The organism is Azotobacter beijerinckii (genome assembly GCF_900110885.1).
GTDB classification, from domain to species: domain Bacteria; phylum Pseudomonadota; class Gammaproteobacteria; order Pseudomonadales; family Pseudomonadaceae; genus Azotobacter; species Azotobacter beijerinckii.
The window spans coordinates 1-2,295 of record NZ_FOFJ01000145.1 but is presented as its reverse complement, the minus strand read 5'-3'; the positions used below and the strand labels follow the sequence as shown (position 1 = coordinate 2,295).

Here is a 2,295-nt window from a genome sequence, read left to right as displayed (position 1 = left end):
TTCTCGAATCGCGCCAGAATCTCGTCCCACACCGCCTTGCCCTCTTGATGGTTTTAGGGAAGGGAGTTTACGTAAAGACCTTGAAAGGGGTGGGTTTGAGACGCTGCCGCTGACCACTCCGGAAGCGCTGCCCAGCCAGGTCGAACAGGTGTTCGAAGGCGGCGCGCAGGTGATCTTCGATACCACCGGCTTTTGGCTCGCCGCCGCGGTTCCGGCACTGGCGACCTTTGGCCGCGTCGCGATTATTGCGGCGCCGGCCGACGGCCAGGTGCAGTTGCCTGTGCTGGACCTGTATCGCCTTGGCGGCTCGGTGGTGGGCATCAACTCGCTGCTCTACGGCGGCGCCGAATGCGCCAGGATGCTGGAGCGCTTTGGCCGGCATTTCGACGACGGCACCCTGTCCGCTCCAGAGGGGTTGATCGAGTCCCCCCTCGCCGAGGGGCGGCGCGTTATGCCGACATCAACGAAGGGCGCAGCGAGAAGGTGATCCTGATTCCCTGACCCGGGACCGGTGGGCGTTCGCCGCTTTGCGGACCCGTCGCGAGTGCCTGCCGAACAGGACATCGAAGCATCCGTTCATGCAACAGCTTCTAGACGACGACAAAACTATTGAGTTATTTTCACGACAGCATCACGGAATAGATGGCTTTTCGCACGGAAGCGTTGCCCCTTCACGGGAGGGCAACTCCGTGGCAGCCAGCTTCTTAACGGAACTGAGTTATGCCAGAGAGTATGAACCGTCCTACCCTAGAGGGAGCATCCCAGATCGTCGGCCACGCTTCCGATACGGTTTCCCCTCGAAACCGTGACTTCAGCCTCCGCCGGTTTCGGATCGGTAAGGGGGGTATCGGCTTTTCTCCACCCGGCGAGATCGCTCGTAGCTCCCTTGTGGTACCGGACGACTACCCTGTCGCGTTCGTGCTAGTCAGCGCACGCCTCGCCGAATACCTTCGTCGAAGGCGAAAACGGCGCAATCCAGCTCTAGATCGATTAGACCCGCGCCTCTCCTGCCGGCCCCCCCAACCGGCAAACAGCCGAAACCCACTCCCCCACAGTCCACCGGACTCAGCTACTCAGGCAGTCCAGTCATATCGAAATCTGCAGCGGTACCGTCGTCGGCACAGGGCACTAAACGAAACCCGTTGCATCCGTTGCCTTCCAGCGCAGCGGACAGTTCGCCCGCCACTCCAAATCATCGGGCGATATTCGGAGGACAGCAGCCTCCGTTGCCCATCGCTCCGGCAAGGAATTATCCGCCCCGATCGGGACGGAACAACTCGTCGCTCTGCGACTTGTTACCCCCTCCAAGGCTGCCCAGGCCACTCCTCCTGCTTCCCCCTGGAGGGATAACGCAACGATGCAAATCTTCCGTAACAGTCAGTCATAACGGCCAGTGATGGCTAAATCGATTCATTTAGAACCGTAAGGAACGGTTCTAAATAAAGGAGAGCAGTTAATGGCGTTCAACTACGACTTCCCTGCATCGCCCGAAGAAATTCTGGAGGCGTTACAGGATTTTCTGGAAAACACACCGGGGCTTCCCAACCTTCCCGAGATTCCAGGCCTCCCCGACCTCATTGAAATCATCGGAGGCAACATTGGCGTGTCGGAAGGCACCGTCGAAAACGGTGCCCTCACCACAACCAACGGCCCCTCGAGCCCGGATGTACTGTTCGTCGAAGTTCCTGGCGAACCTGGCCAACAGCAGTCGATCGTTGTCCCCAACGACATTCAGAGCAATACCCGCGTCTACACGTTCTCCAGCGATGCGGATCTGTCGATGGGCTTCAACACCATCGACCGCGCCGTCATCCTTGGCAACGGCAACGACTTCGTCACCGTCGCCGGCGACCACGACACCATCCTATCCGGTGGCAACGGCAACGATACCCTGATCACCTCGGGCGGCGACGACTGGGTCAGCGGCGACCGCGGCAACGACTCCATCTCGACCGGCGCCGGCAACGACACCATCGTGACCGGCCTAGGCCGCGACACCATCGATGCAGGCGAAGGCTTCGACGTCGTGCAGTTTAATGGCGATATCGGCAATTTCCGACTCTTCGACGTTGGAGATGGTGACCTGCTGGTACACAATAAGCAAAGCCCCGCCAACTCGGCCGTTATCAGCGACGCTGAACTCCTCCAGTTCAACGACAACGAGAGCATCGTCCTCGTCGACAACGAGACTGAGGCCGAGGCCATGCGCCTGTACGACGCGCTCTTCGACCGCGATGCCGACGCGGGCGGCGCCCAGTACTGGCTCGACCAGGTCGACAACGGTACATCGTTGAC

General features: G+C 60.1%; 1 protein-coding gene and 1 pseudogene. Both read left to right on the top strand.

Annotated features, from left to right (window positions below):
* A pseudogene (locus BMY22_RS23185) lies at positions 1 to 501 on the top strand (quinone oxidoreductase family protein); the annotation flags it as partial.
* 955 nt (positions 502 to 1,456) lie between these two features.
* Positions 1,457 to 2,295, top strand: an 839-nt coding sequence (locus BMY22_RS24585; protein ID WP_167363796.1) for a calcium-binding protein, incomplete at its 3' end; no start/stop codon positions are given.